Source organism: Mycobacterium parascrofulaceum ATCC BAA-614 (genome assembly GCF_000164135.1).
Taxonomy (GTDB): domain Bacteria; phylum Actinomycetota; class Actinomycetes; order Mycobacteriales; family Mycobacteriaceae; genus Mycobacterium; species Mycobacterium parascrofulaceum.
The window spans coordinates 2,051,628-2,074,144 of sequence record NZ_GG770553.1 but is presented as its reverse complement, the minus strand read 5'-3'; the positions used below and the strand labels follow the sequence as shown (position 1 = coordinate 2,074,144).

Below are 22,517 nucleotides of genomic sequence, written 5' to 3'. Positions count from 1 at the left end.
GCGTCATGAGCCGAGACGATCTGACGCTGGCACTGGCGCTTGCCGACCGCGCGGACGCGCTCACCTCGGCCCGGTTCGGGGCGCTCGACCTGCGCGTCGACACCAAACCGGACCTGACCCCGGTCACCGACGCCGACCGCGCGGTGGAGACCGACCTGCGCGAGGCGCTGGGACGCGAGCGGCCGGGTGAGAGCATCGTCGGCGAGGAGTTCGGCGGAACCACCACCTTCGCCGGACGGCAGTGGATCATCGACCCCATCGACGGCACCAAGAACTTCGTGCGCGGCGTGCCGGTGTGGGCCAGCCTGATCGCGTTGCTCGACGACGGGGTGCCCACGGTCGGCGTCGTCAGCGCGCCCGCGCTGCAGCGTCGTTGGTGGGCTGCGCGCGGCCGCGGCGCGTTCGTCTCCGTGAACGGCGCACCGCCGCGCCCCCTGTCGGTTTCCTCGGTGGCGCAATTGGATTCGGCCAGCCTGTCCTTCTCCAGCCTGTCCGGCTGGGCGCAGCGGGGCCTGCGCGAGCGCTTCATCGCCCTGACCGACGCCGTGTGGCGGGTGCGCGCCTTCGGCGACTTCCTGTCCTATTGCCTGGTGGCCGAGGGGGCCGTCGACATCGCCGCCGAACCCGAGGTCTCCGTGTGGGACCTCGCCGCGCTGGACATCCTGGTGCGCGAGGCGGGCGGGACGATGACCGGCCTGGACGGCGTCGCCGGACCCCACCGCGGCAGCGCCGTGGCGACCAACGGTCCGCTGCACGACCGCGTGCTCGAGTCGCTGGTCCTGTGAATTAGTTAACAAGTGTTCTCTGTGATCTTACTCCGGAGTAAGATCGGGTCATCCGCACTGCCCCAACTACTACAGGCTGCCGACATGACCGACACGCGTTCCGGTTCACCGAAGACTTCGAAATCCGCCCGCGCCCGCCAGAAGCGCAAAGACCATCCCAGTGGGGTCGGGCTGCAACCGCACAAGCGCACGGGCGTCGACATCGCCATCGCGCTGCTCACCCCGCTGATGGGTCAGGAGTTCCTGGACAAGTACCGGCTGCGTGACCCGGTCAACCGGGGCCTGCAGTACGGCACCAAGACCGTCTTCTCCACCGCCGCCGCCGCCTCCCGGCAGTTCAAGCGGCTGCAAAACGTGCGCAGCGGACCCACCCGGCTCAAGTCGAGCGGCAAGGACTATTTCGACCTGACGCCCGACGACGACCAGAAGATGATCGTCGAGACGCTCAACGAGTTCGCCGAGGAGGTGCTGCGGCCCGCGGCACCCGATGCCGACGAGGCGGCGACCTACCCGGCCGATCTGATCGCCAAGGCCGCCGAGCTGGGCATCACGGCGATCAACATCCCCGAGGACTTCGAGGGCATCGCCGCCCACCGCTCCAGCGTGACCAACGTGCTGGTGGCCGAGGCGCTCGCCTACGGCGACATGGGTCTCGCGCTGCCGATCCTGGCCCCCGGCGGCGTCGCCTCCGCGCTGACCCACTGGGGCAGCGCGGACCAACAGGCCACCTATCTGCCCGAGTTCGCCGGCGAGAACGTCCCGCAGGCCTGCGTCGCGATCGCCGAGCCGCAACCGCTGTTCGACCCCACCCGCCTGGCGACCACCGCGGTGCGCACCCCCAGCGGCTACCGCCTCGACGGCGTGAAGTCGTTGGTCCCGGCGGCCGCCGACGCGGAGCTGTTCGTCGTCGGCGCCCAGCTGGAGGGCAAGCCGGCCCTGTTCATCGTCGAGTCGTCGACGAAAGGCCTCACCGTCAAGCCGGATCCGAGCATGGGCGTCCGCGCGGCGGCCCTGGGGCACGTGGAGCTCTCCGGCGTCACGGTCCCCCTGAGCGCGCGGCTCGGCGAAGACGAGGCAACGGACCAGGACTACTCCGAGGCGATCGCGCTGTCCCGGCTCGGCTGGGCGGCGCTGGCGGTGGGCACCTCGCACGCGGTGCTCGACTACGTGGTGCCCTACGTCAAGGAGCGCGAGGCTTTCGGCGAGCCGATCGCCCATCGCCAGGCCGTGGCGTTCATGTGCGCCAACATCGCCATCGAGCTGGACGGGCTGCGGCTGATCACCTGGCGCGGCGCCGCGCGTGCCGAACAGGGCCTGCCCTTCGTTCGCGAGGCGGCGCTGGCCAAGCGGCTGGGCGCCGACAAGGGCATGCAGATCGGCCTGGACGGCGTGCAGCTGCTCGGCGGCCACGGCTTCACCAAAGAACACCCGGTCGAGCGCTGGTATCGCGACCTGCGGGCCATCGGCGTGGCCGAGGGCGTCGTCGTCATCTAGACCGCTAGTCCACTCGAACTGAAAGACCAATCATGGCAATCAATCTGGAACTGCCCCGCAAGCTGCAAGCGGTAGCCGTGAAGACCCATCAGGGCGCGGCGGAGCTGATGCGGCCGATCGCCCGCAAGTACGACCTCAAGGAACACGCCTACCCCGTCGAGCTGGACACGCTGTACAACCTGTTCGCGGGCGCCTCGGAATCGATCGAATTCGCCGGGGCCGACAAGCTCGGCGACGAGAACAAGGACAGGGACCAAAACCACAACGGCGCCAACATGGCGGCGCTCCTGCAGACGCTGGAGGCCTGCTGGGGCGACGTCGCGATGATGTTGTCGGTCCCCTACCAGGGGCTGGGCAACGCGGCCATCTCCGCCGTCGCCACCGAAGAACAGCTGGAACGCCTGGGCAAGGTTTGGGCGGCGATGGCCATCACCGAGCCGGGCTTCGGATCGGACTCGGCGGCCGTGTCCACCACCGCCAAGCTGGACGGCGACGAATACGTGATCAACGGCGAAAAGATCTACGTCACCGCCGGTTCGCGCGCCACCCACATCGTGGTGTGGGCCACTCTGGACAAGTCGAAGGGCCGCGCGGCCATCAAGTCGTTCATCGTCCCGCGCGAGCATCCCGGCGTCACCGTCGAGCGCCTCGAGCGCAAGCTGGGCATCAAGGGCTCCGACACCGCGGCGATCCGGTTCGACAACGTCCGCATCCCCAGGGAGAACCTACTCGGCAACCCGGAAATCGAGGAGGGCAAGGGATTTTCGGGGGTGATGGAGACCTTCGACAACACCCGCCCGATCGTGGCGGCCATGGCCATCGGCGTCGGCCGCGCCGCGCTCGAGGAGATCCGCAAGATCCTCACCGAGGCCGGCGTGGAGATCTCGTATGACAAGCCGTCGCACGTCCAGAGCGCGGCGGCGGCCGAGTTCCTGCGGATGGAGGCCGACTGGGAGGCCGCCTACCTGCTCGCGTTGCGCGCGGCCTGGCAGGCCGACAACAAGATCCCCAACTCCAAAGAGGCGTCGATGAGCAAGGCGAAGGCCGGCCGGATGGCCAGCGACGTCACCCTCAAGTCCGTCGAATTGGCCGGTACTGCGGGCTATTCCGAGCAGTCAATGCTGGAGAAGTGGGCCCGCGACTCCAAGATCCTGGACATCTTCGAGGGCACCCAACAGATCCAGCAGCTGGTGGTCGCGCGCCGCCTGCTTGGGCTGTCGTCGGCCGAACTCAAGTAGCCAGCGCGTTCAGCCTTCCGCGGGTGTCCTCGTCCAGCTCGATCGACGCGACGTCCAGGTTCTCCTCCAGGTGCCGCACCGACGAGGTGCCGGGGATCAGCAGCACGTTGGGCGCCACGCTCAGCGTCCACGCGAGCGCGACCTGCGCCGGCGTGCACCCGATCCGCTCGGCGGTGTCGACCACCGACCGGTGAGTGAGCACCGGGTTCGGCTGCACGAAGGCGGCCCCCAGCGGGAAGAACGGAACGAAGGCGATGCCGCGCGCCGTGCACTCACGCAGCACGGGCTCCGACGACCGGTCCAACAGGTTGTAAGCGTTTTGCACACAGGCAATTTCGGTGCGGTCCAGGGCATGCAGCAGGTGTTCGCGGTTGACGTTGCTCAGCCCGATGCCGCCGATCAGGCCGTCGTCGCGGGCCTCGATCATGGCCGAAAGCTGGTCGTCGAAGAGCTGATCCGGCCCGTCGCTTTCGAACAGGCGCAGGTTGACCGCGGCCAGTTGGTCGACGCCGAGCGCGCGCAGGTTGGTCTCGATGTCGCGGCGCAGGTCGGCCGGTGCGTCGACCGGCAGCCAGCCGCCGCTGTCGTCGCGACGCCCACCGACCTTGCTCACCAGGGCCAGGTTCTCGGGGTAGGGATGCAGCGCCTCGCGGATGAGCGCGTTGGCCACGTCGGGGCCGTAGAACTGGGCGGTGTCGATGTGGTCGACGCCGAGTTCGACCGCCCGCCGCAGCACGGCCAGCGCCTCGTCGCGGTCCCGCGGCGGGCCGAACACGTTCGGGCCGGGCAACTGCATGGCGCCGAACCCGATCCGGGAGACCGAAAACCGACCGAGTGGAAAGGAATCCATACGGTGAGGTTAGCGTCGAGGCATGGACACGTTTCAAGCGCTCGTCGCCCGCGAAGATGGTGACCGGATAACCGCGTCGGTCGAGACGCTGAACCAGTCGGACCTGCCGCCCGGTGAGGTGACGATCCGGGTGCTGTATTCGAGCGTGAACTACAAGGACGCCCTGGCGTTGACCCCACGCGGTGGCGTGGTGCGCAGCTACCCCGTGGTGCCCGGCATCGACCTGACGGGCGAGGTCGTGGAGTCGCGATCACCCGACTTCGCCGTCGGCGAGCAGGTGCTGGCCCACGGGTATGCGATCGGCACCGGCCACCACGGCGGCTACGCCGAATACGCGCGGCTGCCGGCCGACCAGGTCGTCGCGCTCGGCGCGTTGAGCCCGCGCGAGGGCGCGGCGATCGGGACCGCCGGCTTCACCGCCGCGATGAGCGTGCAGGCGTTGATCGACTGGGGCCTGCAACCCGGGTCCGGGTCGGTCGTGGTCACCGGCGCGTCCGGCGGCGTGGGCTCCGTCAGCGTCGACCTGTTGGCCGCCAACGGCTACCGGGTGGTCGCCTCCACCGGCAAGGAGAGCGCGGCCGGACTGCTGAAAGAGCTTGGCGCCGCCGAGGTTATCGGCCGGCTGCCGGAGGATCCCGACGCCAAGCCGCGGCCGCTGGCCAAGGCGCGCTGGGCGGGCGCGGTGGATTGCGTCGGCGGCGCGACGCTGGCCGACGTGCTCAGCGCCGTGGACTACGGCGGGGCGGTGGCCTGCAGCGGCCTCACCGGCGGGCCGGCGCTGCACACCACCGTGATGCCGTTCATCCTGCGCGGCATCGCCCTGCTCGGGATGGACTCGTGCAGATGCCGATCGGGCCGCGCCGCAAACTGTGGGCGCTGCTGGGTGATTCGCTGCGCCCGCGTCACCTCGAGGCACTCAGCCGCGACGTCGACGTCCGGGACGTCGTCGAGGTGCTGGATCAGGTGCGCGCCGGCAAGTTCACCGGGCGCGCGGTGGTGCGGGTCGCCGACGGCTTCTGAGCCGGCAGTAGGCTGTCCGACCATGCGCGCTGCACGGGTGACTCGGCTGGACGGTCCGGACGCGATCGAGGTGGCGGAGGTCGACGAGCCGTCGGGTGACGGCGTGGTCGTCGAGGTGCACGCCGCCGGCGCCGCCTTCCCCGACGCCCTGCTGACCCGGGGCCTCTACCAGTACCGCCCCGAGCCGCCGTTCGTGCTGGGCGCCGAGATCGCCGGCGTGGTTCGCTCGGCGCCGGACGGCGCGCACGTGCAGGCCGGCGACCGGGTCGTCGGACTCACGATGCTGTCCGGCGGCATGGCGGAAGTCGCGATCCTGCAGCCCGACCGGGTGTTCAAGCTCCCCGACAACGTGAGCTTCGAGGCGGGCGCCGGTCTGCTGTTCAACGACCTGACCGTGTACTTCGCGCTGACCGTGCGCGGCCGGCTGGCCGAGGGCGAAACGGTGCTCGTGCACGGCGCCGCCGGCGGCATCGGGACCTCGACGCTCCGGCTGGCTTCGCTGCTGGGGGCGTCGCGCACCATCGCGGTCGTCAGCACCGAGGAGAAGGCGGACGTCGCGACGGCCGCCGGGGCCACCGACGTGGTGCTGGCCGACGGCTTCAAGGACGCCGTCAAGGAGCTCACCGGCGGCCGCGGCGTCGACGTCGTGCTCGACCCGGTCGGCGGCGACCGGTTCACCGATTCGCTCCGCTCGCTGGCCCCGGGCGGGCGGCTGCTGGTCGTCGGCTTCACCGGCGGGGACATCCCGACGGTGAAGGTAAACCGGTTGCTGCTCAACAACATCGACGTGGTCGGCGTGGGCTGGGGCGCCTGGACGGCGACGCACCCGAACGCGCTGGCCGAGCAGTGGGCGGGGCTGGAGGAGCTGCTCAGCTCGGGCCGGCTGGCCGCCCCCAACCCCGAGGTCTATCCCCTCGACCGGGCGGCCGCCGCGGTCGCGTCGTTGGAGAACCGCACGGCCAGGGGCAAGGTCGTGGTGCGCGTCCGCGACTGACGGTCGTTGGGCCCCGGCTGACCGGCGACACATAAACGTCTGCGAGGACACGCCGGCGCGGTTCGCAAAGGATGATGTCTCGTGGGCGGGAAACCGGGCCCCTTGTGTGACCGTGAAACAAAAAGTAATGTCACTTTCAGTTTCGTAGCCGCACTGTAGCCGCCGAGCCGGGGGTCACCCATGGAATCCTTCGTCCACTTGCGAAAAGGCAAGACACCGCGCCGCCTGCATGCCGACCTCGACGGCCTCAAGGACGACGAGCTGGGGCGGGGCGGGTTCACCGGTCGCACCGCGAACCTCTACCGCCGCCACGACCCCACCGCCTATCGGTCGGTCGGCCCGCTGCGCCCGGTCGACGTGCTTTCCAGCGAGCTGAAGCCCAGTGACGCCACCGACGCCAACGGCGGTCCCCTGCTGATGTTCAGCAACGCCGACTGCCGAATCCTGTTGAGCCGGCGCCACGAGTCGATGCCGTTCTACGCGCGCCACGTCGACGGCGACCTGCTGTGCTTCGTGCATCAGGGCGACGGCCTGTTGGAGACCGAGTTCGGGCCGTTGCGCTATTCCGCCGGCGACTGGGTCTACCTGCCGAAGGCGTGCACCTGGCGGCAGGTCCCCGACGGTCCGACGACGATGCTGATGGTCGAGGCCACCGACGAATTCCGGGTGCCGCCGCCCGGGCCGCTGGGCCGGCACTTCCCGTTCGACCCGTCGCAGGCCACCATCCCCGACCCGGCGCCGATCGACGACGACGGGCGGGACGAATACGAGGTCCGGCTCGTCCACCGGGATATTTTGCAAGGCGGGCCGACGACGCTGTTCTACCAACACAACCCGCTCGACGTCGAGGGCTGGCGCGGGGACAACTTCCCGTTCACGTTCAACATCGCCGACTACAACGTCGTCACCTCCGACAGCGTCCACCTGCCGCCGACCGTGCACCTGTTCATGCAGGCGACCGGCGTCTATGTGATGAATTTCCTGCCGAAGCCGGCCGAAGGTGTCCAGGGCACCGAGCGCACGCCGTGGTATCACCGCAACGTCGACTACGACGAGATCGCCTTCTTCCACGGCGGCTCGCTCTACGGCATCCCGATGCCGCCGGGCCTGATTTCCCATGCGCCGCAAGGCGTTCACCACGGCGCACCGGAGAAGGCGCGGGAGCGGGCGCGCCGCAAGTTCGACGAGTATTCCCGCGTCGATTGGCAAGTGATCGCCGTCGACACCCGCCGGCGCCTGACCCCGTCGGCCGAGGTGCTGGCGCACGACCTAGGACAACACTGACCATGACACCCCGCCACGAATACGAACGCATCCCCTATCTCGTTGCCTTCCAGAACAATTCCGGCGTCCGCGACGTCTACGGCGGCCTGGCCGAGATCACCGTCCTGGAGAGCTACCTGCTCCGGCCGAAAGACAAGGCGTCGGACACCGTGCTGGTGTTCATGCACCCGATCGGCGGCGGCGCCTACCTGCCGATGATCAACGCGCTGGCCCGGGCCGGCCACCACGTCATCTACTGCAACAGCCGGTTCCGCGGGACCGACTCCGCGCTGCTGATGGAGAAGGTGGTCGAGGACCTCGGCGAGTGCATCAAGGACGCCAAGAAGCGGCTGGGGTATCAGAAGGTCGTGCTCGCCGGGTGGAGCGGCGGCGGCTCGCTGTCGGTGTTCTACCAGCAGCAGGCCCAGCACCCGACCATCACGTCGAGCCCGTCGGGCGACGGCCCCGACCTGACCGCCCTGGACCTGACGCCCGCCGACGGCATCATGCTGTTGGCCGCGCACATCAGCCGGCACGGCACGCTCACCGAATGGCTCGACGCGTCGATCCTCGACGAATCCGACCCCACCAAGCGCGATCCCGAGCTGGACCTGTACAACCCGGACAACCCCAACCAGCCGCCCTACAGCCAGGAATTCCTGGCGCGCTACCGGCAGGCGCAGATCGACCGCAACCGGCGCATCACCGCGTGGGTCAGGGACAAGCTCGCCGAGCTGAAATCATCGGGGCGCCCCGACGCTGATGTCGCAGAGTTCTGCTTCGTCGTGCACGGCACCATGGCCGATCCCCGCTGGCTGGACCCGACCGTCGATCCCAACGAACGCACCCCGGGAACCTGCTACCTGGGGGATCCTCAACTGGTGAACATGAGCCCGGTGGGGCTGGCCCGCTTTTCCACGCTGCGGGGCTGGCTCTCGCAGTGGAGCTACGACGACGCCCGCGGCGACGGGGTGGCCTGCGGCGCCGACATCGCGGTCCCGGCCCTGGTCATCGGCAACCTGGCCGACGACGCGTGCACCCCCAGCCACACCCGGCGGCTCTTCCACGCGATCGGGCATCACGACAAGGAGATGCACGAAATCCCCGGCGCCACCCACTATTACGCGGGCCCCGACCAGCGGGACAAGCTGCGCGCGGCCGTCGACGTCGTCACCGACTGGCTGGTCCGCCACGACTTCGCGGGCAAAGAATGACGGCACCGGCGGGGGCGCTGGACGGCGTCCGGGTGCTCGAGCTGGGCACGTTGATCGCGGGCCCCTTCGCCGGGCGGCTGCTGGGCGACCTGGGTGCCGACGTCATCAAGGTGGAACCCCCCGGCGCCCCGGACCCGTTGCGCACCTGGGGCCAGGCCGAGGTGGACGGCCAGCACGTCTTCTGGACGGTGCACGCGCGCAACAAGAGGGCGATCACCCTCGACCTGCGAAAGCCCCGCGGCCGCGAGCTGTTCTGCGACCTCGTCGAGAAGTCCGACATCGTCGTGGAGAACTTCCGCCCGGGGACGCTGGAGAAATGGGGCCTGGGTTACGACGTGCTCAGCGCCCGCAACCCGGGCATCATCCTGGTCCGGGTGTCCGGCTACGGGCAGACCGGCCCCGATGCGCGCAAGGCCGGCTACGCCTCGGTGGCCGAGGCGGCCAGCGGGCTGCGCCACCTCAACGGCTTTCCCGGCGGTCCCCCGCCGCGGCTCGCGCTCTCGCTCGGCGACACCCTGGCCGGCATGTTCGGCGCCCAGGGCGCGCTGGCGGCGCTGTACCGCCGCGGCATCACCGGGCGCGGCCAGGTGGTGGACGTCGCGCTGACCGAATCCTGTTTGGCGGTCCAGGAATCCACCATCCCCGACTACGACGTGGGCGGCGTGGTGCGCGGGCCGTCGGGTACCCGGCTCGAGGGCATCGCGCCGAGCAACATCTACCGCAGCGCCGACGGGTCGTGGGTGGTGATCGCCGCCAACCAGGACACCGTCTTCGCCCGGCTGTGCAAGGCGATGGGCCGCCCCGAGCTGGCCACCGACGACCGGTTCGCCACGCACGGCGCCCGCGGCCGCAACCAGGACGAACTCGACGAGCTCATCGGCGCGTGGGCCGCCGAACGCCAACCCGGCGACATCATCGAAACCCTCAGTGCCGCAGGGGTGATCGCCGGCCCGATCAACACCGTCGCGGAGGTCGTCAAGGACCCACAGCTGCGCGCCCGCGGCATGCTGGTCGACCACTTCGACGAACGGCTGGGGCGCAACGTGCTGGGGCCGGGCGTCGTGCCGGTGCTCTCGGAATCGCCGGGCCGGGTCCGCAACGCCGGGCCGGCGCGCCCCGGCCAGCACAACGACGACGTCTACGCCGGGCTGCTCGGCATCACCGCCGACGAGCTCGAGGAGCTGCGCGCCGAGGAGGTGCTGTGACGCACGTCGTCATTCGCGAGGTCGCCCTGCGCGACGGCCTGCAGATCGAAGCGCCGATCCCGTTGTCGGCCAAGCTGGAACTGCTGGCCGCGATCGCCGCGACCGGGGTCCGCGAGGTCGAGGCCACGGCGTTCGTCTCGCCGACGAAGGTGCCGTCGATGGCCGACGCCGCCGAGCTCGCCGCCCACCTGCGCGACTACCCCGACATCGAGTTCTCCGCCCTGGTCGCGAGCCCGAACGGGGCCAAGCGGGCCGTGGCCGCCGGCCTGCGCTCGATCGAGTACGTCGTGGCGGCCGACGACACGTTCAGCCAGGCCAACGTCGGGCGCACCAGCGCGCAGGCCACCGAGGCGATCGACGAGATCGTCGCGATCGCGCACGGCGGCCCCTCCAGCTTTCCGGTCACCGTCGAGGTGGTGATCGCCACCGCGTGGGACTCGCCGTTCGAGGGCCCCACCCCGCCCGAGCGGGTGCTGCAGATCGCCGCGGCCGCGCGTGACCGCGGCGCCGACCGCCTCTCGATCGCCGACACGATCGGCACCGCCACCCCGGGCCGGGTGAGTTCGCTGATCGCACAACTGCGTCCGGTGCTCGGCGACCTGCCCTTGGGCGGCCACTTCCACAACACCCGCGGCTCCGGGCTGGCCAGCGCCTACGCCGCGGTCACCTCGGGGGTGACCCGGCTGGACGCCTCGGTGGGCGGGCTGGGCGGCTGCCCGTTCGCGCCCGGCGCCACCGGCAACATCGCCACCGAGGACCTGGTGTACCTGCTGCGCGACAGCGGCATCGGCGTCGACGTCGACCTGCAGGCCGCGATCGCCGCGGCCGGCGTCGCCAAAGCCGCTGTCGGGCACGACTTGCCGAGCGCGCTGCTGCGCGCCGGCGACCGCAGGCGGACCTGATGGCCGCCCCGGACGCGCTGACCGCCAAGGGCCGCCAGACCAGGCAGGCGATCGAGCAGGCCGCCCGGAAGTTGTTCGCCGAGCGCGGCTTTCACGGCACCACGCTGGCCGACATCACGTCGGCCGCGGGCAAGTCGCCCGCGGTGTTCTACCGGTACTTCGACGACAAGGAAGACCTGCTCGCGGCCCTGGCGGAATCGTTCCTGCACGACGTCGTGACGCCGTCCGGGTTGAGCCTCGAGCCACCCGTATCGCCCGACGACGACGCGTTCTTCACCTCGGTGGTCACCGGGTACTGGAACATGTTCAAACAGAACATCGGCATCATGATCGCCGTGGCGCAGCTGGCCGCCACCCAGCGCCGCTTCGCGGCCGTCCAGAACGAGTTCCGCCGCTTCGGCATGGACATCGTCGCCGCCTCCGTCCGCCGCGCCCAGGAGCAGGGCTACGCGACAGAGCTCGACCCGCAACACACCGCGGCGGCGATCGCCCTGCTGTTCGAGAACTTCACCACCGTCTTCGTCGGCCCCTCCAACCTGGGGCTGAAGATCAGCGACGAGGACGCCATCGCCACCCTGGCGACGATCTGGAAGAAAACCCTGTACGGCGCGTGAGCCTTCCCAAAGGAGACGACTGTGGATTTCACCCTCCCCGAACACCTTCCGGGTCTGCTCGCCGAGATGGACGAGTTCATCGAGGCCGAGATCAAACCGCTGGAGCGCGAACACATCCAGTACTTCGACAAGCGCCGCGAACACGCCCGCACCGACTGGGACAACGACGGCGTCCCGACCCGCGAGTGGGAGGACCTGCTCGCCGAGATGCGCAGGCGCGCCGACAAGGCGGGCTGGCTGCGTTACGGGCTGCCCGCCTCGCTGGGCGGGCGGGACGGCACCAACGTCGACATGGCCGTCATCCGGGAACACCTGGCGCACAAGGGCCTCGGCCTGCACAACGACCTGCAGAACGAGTCCTCGATCGTCGGGAACTTCCCGCAGGTGATCATGATGGAGCGGTTCGGCACCGAGGAGCAACGCCGGGACTGGTCCGAGGCGCTGATCACCGGGGAGCGGTCCATGGCGTTCGGGCTGACCGAGCCGCAGCACGGCTCGGACGCGACGTGGCTCGAGACGCGTGCGCAGGCCGACGGGGACGGCTGGATCATCAACGGCTCCAAGCGGTTCAACACCGGCGTCCACCGCGCGACCCACGACCTGGTGTTCGCCCGCACCTCCGGTGAGCCGGGCCAGGCGCGGGGCATCACCGCGTTCCTGGTGCCCACGGATGCGCCCGGGTTCGACGTGCCCTACTACTGGTGGACGTTCAACATGCCGACCGATCATGGCGAGGTTGCGTTGACCGATGTCCGGGTGCCCGCCGACGCGGTGCTCGGCGAGGTGGATCGCGGCCTGGAAGTGGCGCAGACGTTCCTGCACGAGAACAGGATTCGGCAGGCGGCGAGCAGCCTGGGCGCGGCGCAGTACTGCATCGACCGCGCCGCCGAATACGCCGGCACGCGCACGGTGTTCGGCGAGCCGCTGTCGGTGAACCAGGCGGTGCAGTGGCCGCTGGCCGAATTGCAGACCGAGGCCCAGATGGTGCGGCTGCTGGTCGCCTACGCCGCCTGGCATCTGGACCGCGACCACCACATGGAGGTCTCGGACAAGGTGTCGATGGCCAACTACCGGGCCAACCGGCTCGTCTGCGACGCCGCGGACCGGGCGATGCAGATCTTCGGCGGACTGGGCTACAGCCGGCACGAGCCGTTCGAGCACATCTATCGACACCACCGTCGCTACCGGATCACCGAGGGAGCCGAGGAGATCCAGATTCGCCGGGTGGCGCAGCGGCTGTTTAAGTTCGGCAAGTGACGTCGACCGAGGAGCTGGCCGCCCGACTGGCCGGCGTGCTGGCGCCGGTCCTGGGCGCCGAAGTGGCGGTGGACAACCTGCGCGTGTTGACCGGGGGCGCCAGCCGCTCGACGTGGGCGTTCGACGCCGTCACCGCCGGCCGTCGGCAAGCGCTGATCCTGCGCACCGGCGCACCCGACGACGTGCACGCCGGCATGGAGCTGGAGGCCCGCGCCCAGGCGGCCGCCGCCGCCGCCGGCGCGCCGGTCCCCCACGTCCTGATCGCCGCGGATTCGATTGCCGCGCTGGGTAATCCGTTCCTCATCTGCGACGAGATCGCGGGCGAGACGATCGTGCGGCGCATTCAGCGTCAACTCGACGCCGCGGGCGGGCAGGCGGCCCGCACGGGGCTGCTGCGGCAATGCGCGCAGGCCCTGGCGGCGATCCACCGCGCCGACCCGGACATCCCCGGCCTGGCCCGCGAGGACCCGCTCGCGCAGTGGCGCGAGCGGCTCGACGCCATGGGTGACACCACGGCCACCTTCGAATGGGCCTTTCGCTGGCTGGAACGCAACCGGCCGGAACCGTCGGCGGACGCCCTGGTGCACGGCGACTACCGGATGGGCAACCTCATCGTCGACGGGTCGCGCCTCGCCGCCGTCCTCGACTGGGAGCTGGTGCACCGCGGCGACCCGTACGACGACCTGGCCTGGTTCTGCATCCGGGCCTGGCGGTTCGGCGCCCCGGCCGGCCTCGGCGCCGGCGGCCTCGGCAGCGTCGAGAGCTTCCTGCACGCCTACGAGGAGGCCGGCGGGACTAGCGTCGACCGGGTGGCGTTTCACTGGTGGCTGGTGCTGGCCACGCTGCGCTGGGGCGTCATCTGCCGCTACCAGGCGGAGCGGCATCTGAGCGGTCAGTTCCGCTCGGTGGAGCTGGCCACGATCGGTCGCCGCGTGTGCGAGACGGAGTGGGACCTGCTCGACCTGCTCGAAGGGGACCCGCCCGCCGACGATGCGCGCCACCATGTGGCGCGAGGAGGAGGCGGGCAATCGGGGGACCCCGCGTGATCGGCACGTACGGCCGCCCGCTGGCCGCCGAGCTGGTGGCCGCGGTGGCCGAATTCCTGGAGACCGACGTGCGGGCGGCGACCAGCGGCCAGGTGAACTTCCACGCCAGGGTGGCCGCGAACGCGCTGCGCATCGTCGAGCGCGAACTGCTCGACGAGAGCGAAGCCGAATCCCGCGAGGCGCTGGCCGGCCTCGGGTTCGGCGACGAGGAAGAGCTGGCCGCCGCGATCCGGGCCGGCGAGCTGGACGGGCGGGACCGCGAGGTCACCGCCTGCCTGCGCGCACTGGTGCGGCGGCGGGTGGCCGTCGCCCACCCCGGCTACGACAGCGAAGACGGCGAATAGCTCGGCGGATAGCTCGGCGGATAGGAATCAAAATGAGCACTGCGAGCCCCGAAGTCGTCGCCGACGCGGCCGACCGCCTGTTCGCGGCGATCGAGAAGGGCGACTTCGCGGCGGTCGACCGGATGTGGAGCGACGACATCGCCGTGTGGCGGGTCGGCGCGCGCCGCGATGACGGCAAGGCCCGCGCGCTGCGGGTCATCGACTGGTTCATCGGCGCGACCACCGAGCGCCGCTATGAAATCCTGGACCGGCGGTTCTTCGAGGGCGGTTTCGTCCAGCAGCACATCCTGCACGCCACCGGCCATGCCGGCCAGTCGATCTCGATGCGCGTCTGCATCGTGATCACGGTGGGTGGCGACGGCCGGCTCGATCGGATCGACGAGTACTTCGACCCCGCCGAGATCGCGCCGCTGCTCGGTTAGGCGTTAGATTCGCCACGAGATTCGCCACGAGATTCGCCAGAAGGTTCGCCACGACAGATGGGGGTGACGATGACGACTCTGGAAACACTTCTCAACGATCCCGAGCTGGCCGGTGTGTGGAACCTCGTCCCGGACCGCTCGGCCATCACCTTCAAGATCCCGAACTTGTGGGGCCTGCTCAAGGTCAAGGGCCGCTTCACCGAGTTCAGCGGCGACGGCCAACTGACGGGCAAGGGAGCGGTTTTCGGCCGCCTGGACATCCGCGCCGCCTCCCTGGATACCGGCATCGGCCGTCGCGACAAGCACCTGCGCTCGGCCGACTTCTTCGACGTCGAGCGCTTCGCCGAGATCAGCGTCGTCGTCACCGCGGTGCACCCCACCCAGGGCCCCCCGAGAGGCCGGGCCGCCGACCTCCGCGCCGCCTTCACCATCAAGGGCATCACCGCGCCGCTGCCCCTGTCGGCCACGATCACCGAGCTGGACGACGGCTCGATCCGGATCGCCGGGGCGGCCAAGGTCGACCGCACCCAGTTCGACCTGGGCTGGAACCGGCTCGGCATGATCGGCAAGACCGCAACGGCGGCCGCGGAAGCCGTCTTCGCGCGGGCTGCCCAGTGACGCCGCCGCGGCACCAGTAGCATCTGCACCGTGTCCGACTCGAGCCCCGAATCCAGCGTTGCCCTGCGGATCCTGGTCTACAGCGATAACGCCAGAACCCGCGAACAGGTGATCCGGGCGCTGGGCAGGCATCTGCATCCGGACCTGCCCGAGCTGACCTACGTCGAGGTGGCGACCGCGCCGATGGTGGTGCAGAAGATGGACGAGGGCGGCATCGACTTGGCCATTCTGGACGGGGAGGCCACGCCCACCGGCGGCATGGGAATCGCCAAACAACTCAAAGACGAACTGACGACGTGCCCGCCGATCCTGGTGCTCACCGGTCGCCCGGACGACGCCTGGCTGGCCAGCTGGTCGCGCGCCGAAGCCGCCGTGCCGCATCCGATCGACCCCATCCTGCTGGGGCGCACCGTGCTCGGGCTGCTTCGCACCCCCACCCGCTAGCGCCTTCACCTGCGTCGATACCCGCCGGCGTGACCGCGGTCGCGACCGGCGGCGGGCCGCCCGGTTGCGGCGACACAAAAACGAGGCGAATACCCCCACCCCGACAAAACACACTCGTCTTCGCGACGCTATGTTGTGAAGGTCACTGTGGCGTGCCGCAGCCCGCGTACGTCACAGCAGCCCGGCCCCCCGCCCGGCCGCCGCACGGCGACCCGTACGAGGAGATCTTGGAGCGAGTTGAACGTCTACATACCCATCCTGGTGCTTGGAGCCATCGCCGCGGCCTTCGCCGTGGGGTCCGTGGTCATCGCGAGCCTGGCCGGCCCGTCGCGCTACAACAAGTCGAAGATGGCGCCCTACGAATGCGGCATCGAGCCCACCGAAACGTCGGTGAGTGGCCCGCACGCGACGCCCGGCCAGCGGTTCCCGGTGAAGTATTACCTGACCGCAATGCTTTTTATCGTCTTCGACATCGAAATCGTGTTCTTGTATCCCTGGGCGGTCAGTTACGACGCGCTGGGAACGTTCGCGTTGGTCGAGATGGTGGTGTTCATGCTCACGGTTTTCGTGGCGTACGCCTATGTGTGGCGCCGCGGCGGCCTGACGTGGGATTGAGGTAGACGTGGGTCTCGAAGAACAGCTGCCCGGTGGGATTCTGCTGTCGACGGTCGAGAAGGTGGCCGGCTATGTGCGCAAGAACTCGTTGTGGCCGGCGACGTTCGGGTTGGCGTGCTGTGCCATCGAGATGATGGCAACCGCCGGGCCAAGATTCGACATCGCGCGGTTCGGCATGGAGCGGTTCTCGGCCACGCCGCGGCAGGCCGATCTGATGATCGTGGCGGGGCGGGTGAGCCAGAAGATGGCACCGGTGCTGCGTCAGATCTACGACCAGATGGCCGAGCCGAAATGGGTGCTGGCCATGGGCGTGTGCGCGTCGTCGGGCGGGATGTTCAACAACTACGCGATCGTGCAGGGCGTGGACCACGTGGTCCCGGTGGACATCTACCTGCCCGGCTGCCCGCCGCGCCCGGAGATGCTGCTGTACGCAATCCTCAAGCTGCACGAGAAGATTCAGCAGATGCCGCTGGGCGTCAACCGGGAGACGGCCATCGCCGAGGCCGAGCAGGCGGCGCTGTCGGCCCGGCCCACCATCGAGATGCGCGGGCTGCTGCGATGAGCTCGCCGGACCAGGACCCCCAAGAGGCGATCAGTCGGGCCGACGAAGAAGTGATCGATGTGCGCCGCGGCATGTTCGGCGCCAAGGGCACGGGCGACACGTCCGGCTACGGGCGCCTGGTGCGCGAGGTCATGCTCCCCGGCAGCAGCCCCCGCCCCTACGGCCGCTATTTCGACGACGTGGTCGACAAACTGGCCGAGGCGCTGAAAGGCGCCGGCGTCGAATTCTCCGACGCGATCGAGAAAGTCGTCGTCTACCGCGACGAGCTGACGCTGCACGTGCGCCGCGAGGCGCTGCCCGGGGTGGCCCAGCACCTGCGCGACGACCCGGACCTGCGTTTCGAGATGTGCCTGGGCGTCAGCGGGGTGCACTACCCCCACGAGACCGGACGCGAACTGCACGCGGTGTACCCGTTGCAGTCGATCACGCACAATCGCCGCGTCCGCCTGGAAGTGGCTGCGCCCGACGGTGATCCGCACATCCCCTCGCTGTACAAGGTCTATCCGACCACCGACTGGCACGAGCGCGAGACGTACGACTTCTTCGGCATCATCTTCGACGGACACCCGTCGCTGACCCGCATCGAGATGCCCGACGACTGGCATGGCCACCCGCAGCGCAAGGACTATCCGCTGGGCGGCATCCCGGTGGAATACAAGGGAGCGCAGATCCCCCCGCCCGACGAGCGGAGAGCGTACAACTGATGAGCACAATCACTGACTCGACCAACGGCGGAGGCGGCGCGGAAAGCCCGGAGACCGTCCTGGTCGCCGGCGGCCAGGACTGGGACCAGATCGTCGACGCCGCCCGCAACGCGGATCCCGGCGAACGGATCGTCGTCAACATGGGCCCCCAGCACCCGTCCACCCACGGGGTGCTGCGGCTGATCCTCGAGATCGAGGGCGAAACGGTCACCGAGGTCCGCTGCGGGATCGGGTACCTGCACACCGGGATCGAGAAGAACCTCGAATACCGCTACTGGACCCAGGGCGTCACGTTCGTGACCCGAATGGATTACCTGTCACCGTTTTTCAACGAGACCGCGTACTGCCTGGGCGTGGAGAAGCTGCTCGGCATCACCGAGGAGATCCCGGAGCGGGTCAACGTCATCCGGGTGATGATGATGGAACTCAACCGGATCTCCTCGCACCTGGTCGCGCTGGCCACCGGCGGCATGGAACTGGGCGCGATGACGCCGATGTTCGTCGGGTTCCGCGGGCGCGAGATCGTCCTGACCCTGTTCGAGAAGATCTCCGGGTTGCGGATGAACAGCGCCTACATCCGGCCGGGGGGCGTCGCGCAGGACCTACCGCCGGGCGCGGAGTCCGACGTCGCCGAGGCCCTCAAACCGCTGCGCCAGGTGCTGCGCGAAATGGGCGATCTGCTCAACGAGAACGCCATCTGGAAGGCCCGCACCCAGGACGTCGGCTACCTGGATCTGACCGGCTGCATGGCGCTGGGCATCACCGGGCCGATCCTGCGCGCCACCGGGTTGCCGCACGACCTGCGCAAGAGCGAACCGTACTGCGGATATGAAAACTACGAATTCGACGTGATGACCGCCGACACGTGTGATGCTTACGGGCGCTACATGATTCGCGTGAACGAGATGTGGGAGTCGATCAAGATCATCGAGCAGTGTCTGGACAAGCTGAAGCCGGGCCCGATCATGGTCGAGGACCGCAAGATCGCCTGGCCGGCGGACCTGAAGGTGGGCCCCGACGGCATGGGCAACTCCGAAGAGCACATCGCCAAGATCATGGGCAGCTCGATGGAGGCGCTGATCCACCACTTCAAGCTGGTCACCGAGGGCATCAGGGTGCCGGCGGGCCAGGTGTACACCGCGGTGGAGTCGCCCCGCGGCGAGCTGGGCGTGCACATGGTGAGCGACGGCGGCACCCGCCCCTACCGGGTGCACTACCGGGATCCCTCGTTCACCAACCTGCAGTCGGTCGCCGCGATGTGCGAGGGCGGCATGGTGGCCGACCTGATCACGGCGGTCGCCAGCATCGACCCGGTCATGGGCGGGGTGGACCGATGACCGGCCCGCAGGGACAGCCGGTGTTCGTCCGGCTCGGCCCACCGCCGGAGGAACCCAACGCGTTCGTCACCGAGGGTGCGCCGCAAACGTATTCGCCGGAGGTGCGCGCAAGGCTGGAGGTCGACGCGAAGGAGATCATCGGCCGCTACCCCGACAAGCGCTCGGCGCTGCTGCCGTTGCTGCACCTGGTGCAGGCCGAGGACTCCTACCTGACCCCGGCGGGCCTGGAGTTCTGCGGCGATCAGCTCGGGCTTTCCGGCGCCGAGGTGTCGGCGGTGGCCAGCTTCTACACGATGTACCGCCGCGGGCCCACGGGCGACTACCTGGTCGGGGTCTGCACCAACACGCTGTGCGCGATCATGGGCGGCGACGCCGTATTCGACGCCCTGAAGGAGCATTTGGGCATCGGCAACGACGAGACCACGCCCGACGGGTCGGTCACGCTGCAACACATCGAGTGCAACGCGGCGTGCGACTACGCGCCGGTGGTGATGGTCAACTGGGAGTTCTTCGACAACCAGACGCCGGAGTCGGCGCGCGAACTGGTCGACTCGCTGCGCTCGGGTGACCCCAAGCCGCCCACGCGCGGCGCGCCGCTGTGCGCCTTCCGCGAGACGTCGCGCATCCTGGCCGGCCTGCCCGACCAGCGCCCGGACCAGGGCCAGGGCGGCGCCGGTGAGGCCACGCTGGCGGGCCTGAAGGTGGCGAAGGAACACGGCATGCAGGCGCCGACCCCGCCCGGGAGCCAGTCATGACGACCTCGCAGGCCACGCCGCTCACCCCGGTCATCAGCCGGTTCTGGGACGACCCCGAGTCGTGGACGCTGGAAACCTACCGCCGCCACGACGGCTACCAGGCATTGAAGAAGGCGCTGGCCATGGCGCCCGACGACGTGATCGCCACCGTCAAGGACTCCGGGTTGCGCGGGCGCGGCGGCGCAGGCTTCTCGACCGGGACGAAGTGGTCGTTCATCCCGCAGGGCGACACCGGCGCGGCCGCCAAGCCGCACTATCTGGTGGTCAACGCCGACGAGTCGGAACCCGGTACGTGCAAAGACATTCCGCTGATGCTGGCGACGCCGCACGTGCTCGTCGAGGGCGTCATCATCGCCGCCTACGCGATCCGGGCCAGCCACGCGTTCATCTACGTGCGCGGTGAGGTGCTCCCGGTGCTGCGCCGCCTGCAGAACGCGGTGGCCGAGGCGTACGCCGCCGGATACCTGGGCCGCGACATCAACGGCTCGGGTTTCGACCTGGAGCTGGTGGTGCACGCGGGCGCCGGCGCCTACATCTGCGGCGAGGAAACCGCGCTGCTCGATTCGCTGGAGGGCCGCCGCGGCCAGCCGCGGCTGCGGCCGCCGTTCCCCGCGGTGGCGGGGCTCTACGGCTGCCCCACGGTGATCAACAACGTGGAGACGATCGCCAGCGTGCCGTCGATCATTCTCAACGGCGTCGACTGGTTCCGGTCCATGGGCAGCGAGAAATCCCCCGGCTTCACGCTGTATTCGCTGTCCGGCCACGTCGCCCGGCCCGGCCAGTACGAGGCCCCGCTGGGAATCACGCTGCGCGAGTTGCTCGCCTACGCCGGCGGGGTGCGGGCCGGGCACCGGCTCAAGTTCTGGACGCCCGGCGGCTCCTCCACCCCCCTGCTCACCGACGAGCACCTCGACGTGCCGCTGGACTACGAGGGCGTCGGCGCGGCCGGCTCCATGCTGGGCACCAAGGCGCTGGAGATCTTCGACGAGACCACCTGCGTGGTGCGCGCCGTGCAGCGCTGGACCTACTTCTACAAGCACGAATCGTGTGGGAAGTGCACACCATGCCGCGAGGGCACCTTCTGGCTGGACCAGATCTACGAGCGGCTGGAAACCGGTAAGGGCACCAACGAGGACATCGACAAGCTGCTCGACATCTCCGACACCATCCTGGGAAAGTCGTTCTGCGCGTTGGGCGACGGCGCCGCCAGCCCGGTGATGTCGTCGATCAAGTACTTCCGCGACGAATACGTGGCTCACGTCGAAGACGGTGGCTGCCCGTTCGACCCCCGAGATTCCATGCTGAACGGAAAGGCTTGACACTTTGACTAGTGCCGCCAAGACCGAGACCGGCGACCCCAAGGACGGCCCCGAGAAAGCCGGGGCGCGTCCGCCGGACATGGTGACGCTGACCATCGACGGCAACGAAATCAGCGTGCCCAAGGGCACATTGGTGATCCGCGCGGCAGAGTTGATGGGCATCCAGATTCCGCGGTTCTGCGACCACCCGCTGCTCGAGCCGGTCGGTGCGTGCCGGCAGTGCCTGGTCGAGGTCGAGGGGCAACGCAAGCCGATGGCGTCGTGCACCACCGTCGCCACCGACGACATGGTCGTGCGCACGCAGCTCACGTCGGAGGCCGCGGACAAGGCCCAGCACGGGGTGATGGAGCTGTTGCTCATCAACCACCCGCTGGATTGCCCGATGTGCGACAAGGGCGGCGAGTGCCCGCTGCAGAACCAGGCGATGTCCAACGGCCGCGCCGATTCTCGCTTCACCGACGTCAAGCGCACCTTCGCCAAGCCGATCAACATCTCCGCGCAGGTGCTGTTGGACCGCGAGCGTTGCATCCTGTGCGCCCGCTGCACGCGGTTCTCCGAGCAGATCGCCGGCGACCCCTTCATCGACATGCAGGAGCGCGGCGCGCTGCAGCAGGTCGGCATCTACGCCAACGAGCCGTTCGACTCGTACTTTTCGGGCAACACCGTGCAAATCTGTCCGGTGGGCGCGCTGACCGGCAGCGCCTACCGTTTCCGGGCCCGGCCCTTCGACCTGGTGTCCAGCCCCAGTGTCTGCGAGCACTGCGCGTCCGGGTGCGCCCAGCGCACCGACCACCGCCGCGGCAAGGTGCTGCGCCGGCTGGCCGGCGACGACCCCGAGGTCAACGAGGAGTGGAACTGCGACAAGGGCCGGTGGGCGTTCACCTATGCGACCCGGCCGGACGTGATCACCACTCCCCTCATCCGCGATGCAGACGGCGCCCTGGTGCCGGCCTCGTGGTCGCACGCGATGGCGACGGCGATCCGGGGCCTGGCGGCGGCCCGCGGGCGCACGGGCGTGCTGGTCGGTGGCCGCGCGACCCTGGAGGACGCGTACGCGTACGCCAAGTTCGCCCGAATCGTGTTGGACAGTAACGACATCGACTTCCGCGCCCGCCCGAACTCGGCCGAGGAGGCCGACTTCCTGGCGGCGCGCATCGCCGGCCGCCGCGACGTCAGCTATGCCGATCTGGAATCGGCGCCGGTGGTCGTGTTGGTCGGTTTCGAGCCGGAGGACGAGTCGCCCATCGTGTTCCTGCGGCTGCGCAAGGCCGCACGCAAGCACGGGCTGCCGGTGTACGCGGTCGCGCCGTTCGCGACCCGCGCGCTGGTGAAGATGTCCGGGCGGCTGATCCAAACCGCCCCGGGGGGCGAAGCGGCGGCGCTGGACGGGCTGGCCACCGGCGAGGTGGGCGAGCTGCTGTCCACCCCCGGCGCGGTCATCATGGTCGGGGAACGCCTGGCCACGGTGCCCGGCGGGCTGTCGGCCGCCGCCCGGCTCGCCGACGCCACCGGCGC

Annotated in this window: 23 protein-coding genes and 1 pseudogene; 23 read left to right on the top strand and 1 reads right to left on the bottom strand. The window is 69.5% G+C overall.

Features of this window, described 5'->3' with window-relative positions; translation table 11 throughout:
* The first annotated feature begins 5 nt into the window (after positions 1–5).
* From hisN to HMPREF0591_RS09730, 3 genes are all read left to right on the top strand, one after another.
* Positions 6–785 carry a histidinol-phosphatase gene (gene hisN, locus HMPREF0591_RS09740; RefSeq protein ID WP_007168329.1) on the top strand — a complete coding sequence of 260 codons (780 nt, stop codon included), beginning with the start codon at positions 6–8 and terminating at the stop codon, positions 783–785.
* A gap of 84 nt (positions 786–869) precedes the next feature.
* Entirely contained in the window at positions 870–2,279 is a 1,410-nt protein-coding gene (locus HMPREF0591_RS09735) for an acyl-CoA dehydrogenase family protein (protein ID WP_007168328.1), read from the top strand.
* 32 nt (positions 2,280–2,311) lie between these two features.
* Complete coding sequence (locus HMPREF0591_RS09730) at positions 2,312–3,517, top strand: acyl-CoA dehydrogenase family protein (protein ID WP_007168327.1); 1,206 nt, start codon at positions 2,312–2,314, stop codon at positions 3,515–3,517.
* Here HMPREF0591_RS09730 and HMPREF0591_RS09725 read toward each other — a convergent pair.
* Entirely contained in the window at positions 3,510–4,367 is an 858-nt protein-coding gene (locus HMPREF0591_RS09725; RefSeq protein ID WP_007168326.1) for an oxidoreductase, read from the bottom strand. The two genes, HMPREF0591_RS09730 and HMPREF0591_RS09725, sit on opposite strands and share 8 nt — an antisense overlap.
* 22 nt (positions 4,368–4,389) lie before the next feature.
* Between HMPREF0591_RS09725 and HMPREF0591_RS30805 the strand changes: the two are divergent.
* From HMPREF0591_RS30805 to HMPREF0591_RS09630, 20 genes and pseudogenes are all read left to right on the top strand, one after another.
* Positions 4,390–5,387, top strand: a pseudogene (locus HMPREF0591_RS30805) (acrylyl-CoA reductase family protein).
* Positions 5,388–5,409: 22 nt separating this feature from the next.
* Positions 5,410–6,381 (top strand): NADPH:quinone oxidoreductase family protein, encoded by a 972-nt coding sequence (locus HMPREF0591_RS09720; protein ID WP_040622202.1) that lies wholly within the window; start codon positions 5,410–5,412, stop codon positions 6,379–6,381.
* 180 nt (positions 6,382–6,561) lie between these two features.
* Positions 6,562–7,665 (top strand): homogentisate 1,2-dioxygenase, encoded by a 1,104-nt coding sequence (locus HMPREF0591_RS09715; protein WP_007168324.1) that lies wholly within the window; start codon positions 6,562–6,564, stop codon positions 7,663–7,665.
* Positions 7,666–7,667: 2 nt separating this feature from the next.
* Positions 7,668–8,858 carry an alpha/beta hydrolase gene (locus HMPREF0591_RS09710; protein WP_007168323.1) on the top strand — a complete coding sequence of 397 codons (1,191 nt, stop codon included), beginning with the start codon at positions 7,668–7,670 and terminating at the stop codon, positions 8,856–8,858.
* Positions 8,855–10,063 carry a CaiB/BaiF CoA transferase family protein gene (locus HMPREF0591_RS09705; RefSeq protein ID WP_007168322.1) on the top strand — a complete coding sequence of 403 codons (1,209 nt, stop codon included), beginning with the start codon at positions 8,855–8,857 and terminating at the stop codon, positions 10,061–10,063. The genes HMPREF0591_RS09710 and HMPREF0591_RS09705 overlap by 4 nt, the downstream gene beginning before the upstream one ends.
* The gene (locus HMPREF0591_RS09700) at positions 10,060–10,965 is read left to right on the top strand and encodes a hydroxymethylglutaryl-CoA lyase (RefSeq protein WP_007168321.1); all 906 of its coding nucleotides are present in this window, start codon (positions 10,060–10,062) and stop codon (positions 10,963–10,965) included. The genes HMPREF0591_RS09705 and HMPREF0591_RS09700 overlap by 4 nt, the downstream gene beginning before the upstream one ends.
* A complete protein-coding gene (locus HMPREF0591_RS09695; protein WP_007168320.1) occupies positions 10,965–11,579 on the top strand; it encodes a TetR/AcrR family transcriptional regulator in 615 nt (204 codons plus the stop codon). The genes HMPREF0591_RS09700 and HMPREF0591_RS09695 overlap by 1 nt, the downstream gene beginning before the upstream one ends.
* A 21-nt stretch (positions 11,580–11,600) precedes the next feature.
* Complete coding sequence (locus HMPREF0591_RS09690) at positions 11,601–12,836, top strand: acyl-CoA dehydrogenase family protein (protein ID WP_007168319.1); 1,236 nt, start codon at positions 11,601–11,603, stop codon at positions 12,834–12,836.
* Positions 12,833–13,882, top strand: a complete 1,050-nt coding sequence (locus tag HMPREF0591_RS09685; protein ID WP_007168318.1) for a phosphotransferase family protein — start codon at positions 12,833–12,835, stop codon at positions 13,880–13,882. The genes HMPREF0591_RS09690 and HMPREF0591_RS09685 overlap by 4 nt, the downstream gene beginning before the upstream one ends.
* The gene (locus tag HMPREF0591_RS33770; RefSeq protein ID WP_007168317.1) at positions 13,879–14,226 is read left to right on the top strand and encodes a DUF6285 domain-containing protein; all 348 of its coding nucleotides are present in this window, start codon (positions 13,879–13,881) and stop codon (positions 14,224–14,226) included. The genes HMPREF0591_RS09685 and HMPREF0591_RS33770 overlap by 4 nt, the downstream gene beginning before the upstream one ends.
* A 32-nt stretch (positions 14,227–14,258) precedes the next feature.
* On the top strand, positions 14,259–14,648 hold the full coding sequence (locus HMPREF0591_RS09675) for a nuclear transport factor 2 family protein (RefSeq protein ID WP_007168316.1): 390 nt from the start codon (positions 14,259–14,261) through the stop codon (positions 14,646–14,648).
* Positions 14,649–14,717: 69 nt separating this feature from the next.
* Positions 14,718–15,266 (top strand): YceI family protein, encoded by a 549-nt coding sequence (locus HMPREF0591_RS09670; protein WP_040622200.1) that lies wholly within the window; start codon positions 14,718–14,720, stop codon positions 15,264–15,266.
* Positions 15,267–15,296: 30 nt separating this feature from the next.
* A complete protein-coding gene (locus tag HMPREF0591_RS09665) occupies positions 15,297–15,710 on the top strand; it encodes an Rv3143 family two-component system response regulator (RefSeq protein WP_007168314.1) in 414 nt (137 codons plus the stop codon).
* Between the two features lie 237 nt (positions 15,711–15,947).
* Positions 15,948–16,325: an NADH-quinone oxidoreductase subunit A gene (locus tag HMPREF0591_RS09660; protein ID WP_007168313.1), complete on the top strand. Its 378-nt coding sequence runs from the start codon at positions 15,948–15,950 to the stop codon at positions 16,323–16,325.
* 7 nt (positions 16,326–16,332) lie between these two features.
* Entirely contained in the window at positions 16,333–16,887 is a 555-nt protein-coding gene (locus HMPREF0591_RS09655) for a NuoB/complex I 20 kDa subunit family protein (RefSeq protein ID WP_003874821.1), read from the top strand.
* Positions 16,884–17,591 carry an NADH-quinone oxidoreductase subunit C gene (locus HMPREF0591_RS09650; protein WP_007168312.1) on the top strand — a complete coding sequence of 236 codons (708 nt, stop codon included), beginning with the start codon at positions 16,884–16,886 and terminating at the stop codon, positions 17,589–17,591. The genes HMPREF0591_RS09655 and HMPREF0591_RS09650 overlap by 4 nt, the downstream gene beginning before the upstream one ends.
* On the top strand, positions 17,591–18,928 hold the full coding sequence (gene nuoD, locus HMPREF0591_RS09645; protein WP_007168311.1) for an NADH dehydrogenase (quinone) subunit D: 1,338 nt from the start codon (positions 17,591–17,593) through the stop codon (positions 18,926–18,928). The genes HMPREF0591_RS09650 and nuoD overlap by 1 nt, the downstream gene beginning before the upstream one ends.
* Complete coding sequence (gene nuoE / locus HMPREF0591_RS09640; RefSeq protein WP_007168310.1) at positions 18,925–19,683, top strand: NADH-quinone oxidoreductase subunit NuoE; 759 nt, start codon at positions 18,925–18,927, stop codon at positions 19,681–19,683. The genes nuoD and nuoE overlap by 4 nt, the downstream gene beginning before the upstream one ends.
* Positions 19,680–21,002, top strand: coding sequence for an NADH-quinone oxidoreductase subunit NuoF (gene nuoF, locus HMPREF0591_RS09635; RefSeq protein ID WP_007168309.1), 1,323 nt, complete (start codon positions 19,680–19,682; stop codon positions 21,000–21,002). Before nuoE ends, nuoF begins: the two co-directional genes overlap by 4 nt.
* Positions 21,003–21,081: 79 nt before the next feature.
* Positions 21,082–22,517: NADH-quinone oxidoreductase subunit G (locus HMPREF0591_RS09630; protein WP_157137493.1), on the top strand; the 1,436-nt coding region annotated here is incomplete at its 3' end.

What these genes read in the sequence shown, in the direction of transcription:
- hisN (WP_007168329.1), top strand. Translation starts at nt 6, where the DNA reads ATGAGCCGAGACGATCTGACGCTGGCACTGGCGCTTGCCGACCGCGCG.
- HMPREF0591_RS09735 (WP_007168328.1), top strand. Translation starts at nt 870, where the DNA reads ATGACCGACACGCGTTCCGGTTCACCGAAGACTTCGAAATCCGCCCGC.
- HMPREF0591_RS09730 (WP_007168327.1), top strand. Translation starts at nt 2,312, where the DNA reads ATGGCAATCAATCTGGAACTGCCCCGCAAGCTGCAAGCGGTAGCCGTG.
- HMPREF0591_RS09725 (WP_007168326.1), bottom strand. Translation starts at nt 4,367, where the DNA reads ATGGATTCCTTTCCACTCGGTCGGTTTTCGGTCTCCCGGATCGGGTTC.
- HMPREF0591_RS09720 (WP_040622202.1), top strand. Translation starts at nt 5,410, where the DNA reads ATGCGCGCTGCACGGGTGACTCGGCTGGACGGTCCGGACGCGATCGAG.
- HMPREF0591_RS09715 (WP_007168324.1), top strand. Translation starts at nt 6,562, where the DNA reads ATGGAATCCTTCGTCCACTTGCGAAAAGGCAAGACACCGCGCCGCCTG.
- HMPREF0591_RS09710 (WP_007168323.1), top strand. Translation starts at nt 7,668, where the DNA reads ATGACACCCCGCCACGAATACGAACGCATCCCCTATCTCGTTGCCTTC.
- HMPREF0591_RS09705 (WP_007168322.1), top strand. Translation starts at nt 8,855, where the DNA reads ATGACGGCACCGGCGGGGGCGCTGGACGGCGTCCGGGTGCTCGAGCTG.
- HMPREF0591_RS09695 (WP_007168320.1), top strand. Translation starts at nt 10,965, where the DNA reads ATGGCCGCCCCGGACGCGCTGACCGCCAAGGGCCGCCAGACCAGGCAG.
- HMPREF0591_RS09675 (WP_007168316.1), top strand. Translation starts at nt 14,259, where the DNA reads ATGAGCACTGCGAGCCCCGAAGTCGTCGCCGACGCGGCCGACCGCCTG.
- HMPREF0591_RS09670 (WP_040622200.1), top strand. Translation starts at nt 14,718, where the DNA reads ATGACGACTCTGGAAACACTTCTCAACGATCCCGAGCTGGCCGGTGTG.
- HMPREF0591_RS09650 (WP_007168312.1), top strand. Translation starts at nt 16,884, where the DNA reads ATGAGCTCGCCGGACCAGGACCCCCAAGAGGCGATCAGTCGGGCCGAC.
- nuoD (WP_007168311.1), top strand. Translation starts at nt 17,591, where the DNA reads ATGAGCACAATCACTGACTCGACCAACGGCGGAGGCGGCGCGGAAAGC.
- nuoE (WP_007168310.1), top strand. Translation starts at nt 18,925, where the DNA reads ATGACCGGCCCGCAGGGACAGCCGGTGTTCGTCCGGCTCGGCCCACCG.
- nuoF (WP_007168309.1), top strand. Translation starts at nt 19,680, where the DNA reads ATGACGACCTCGCAGGCCACGCCGCTCACCCCGGTCATCAGCCGGTTC.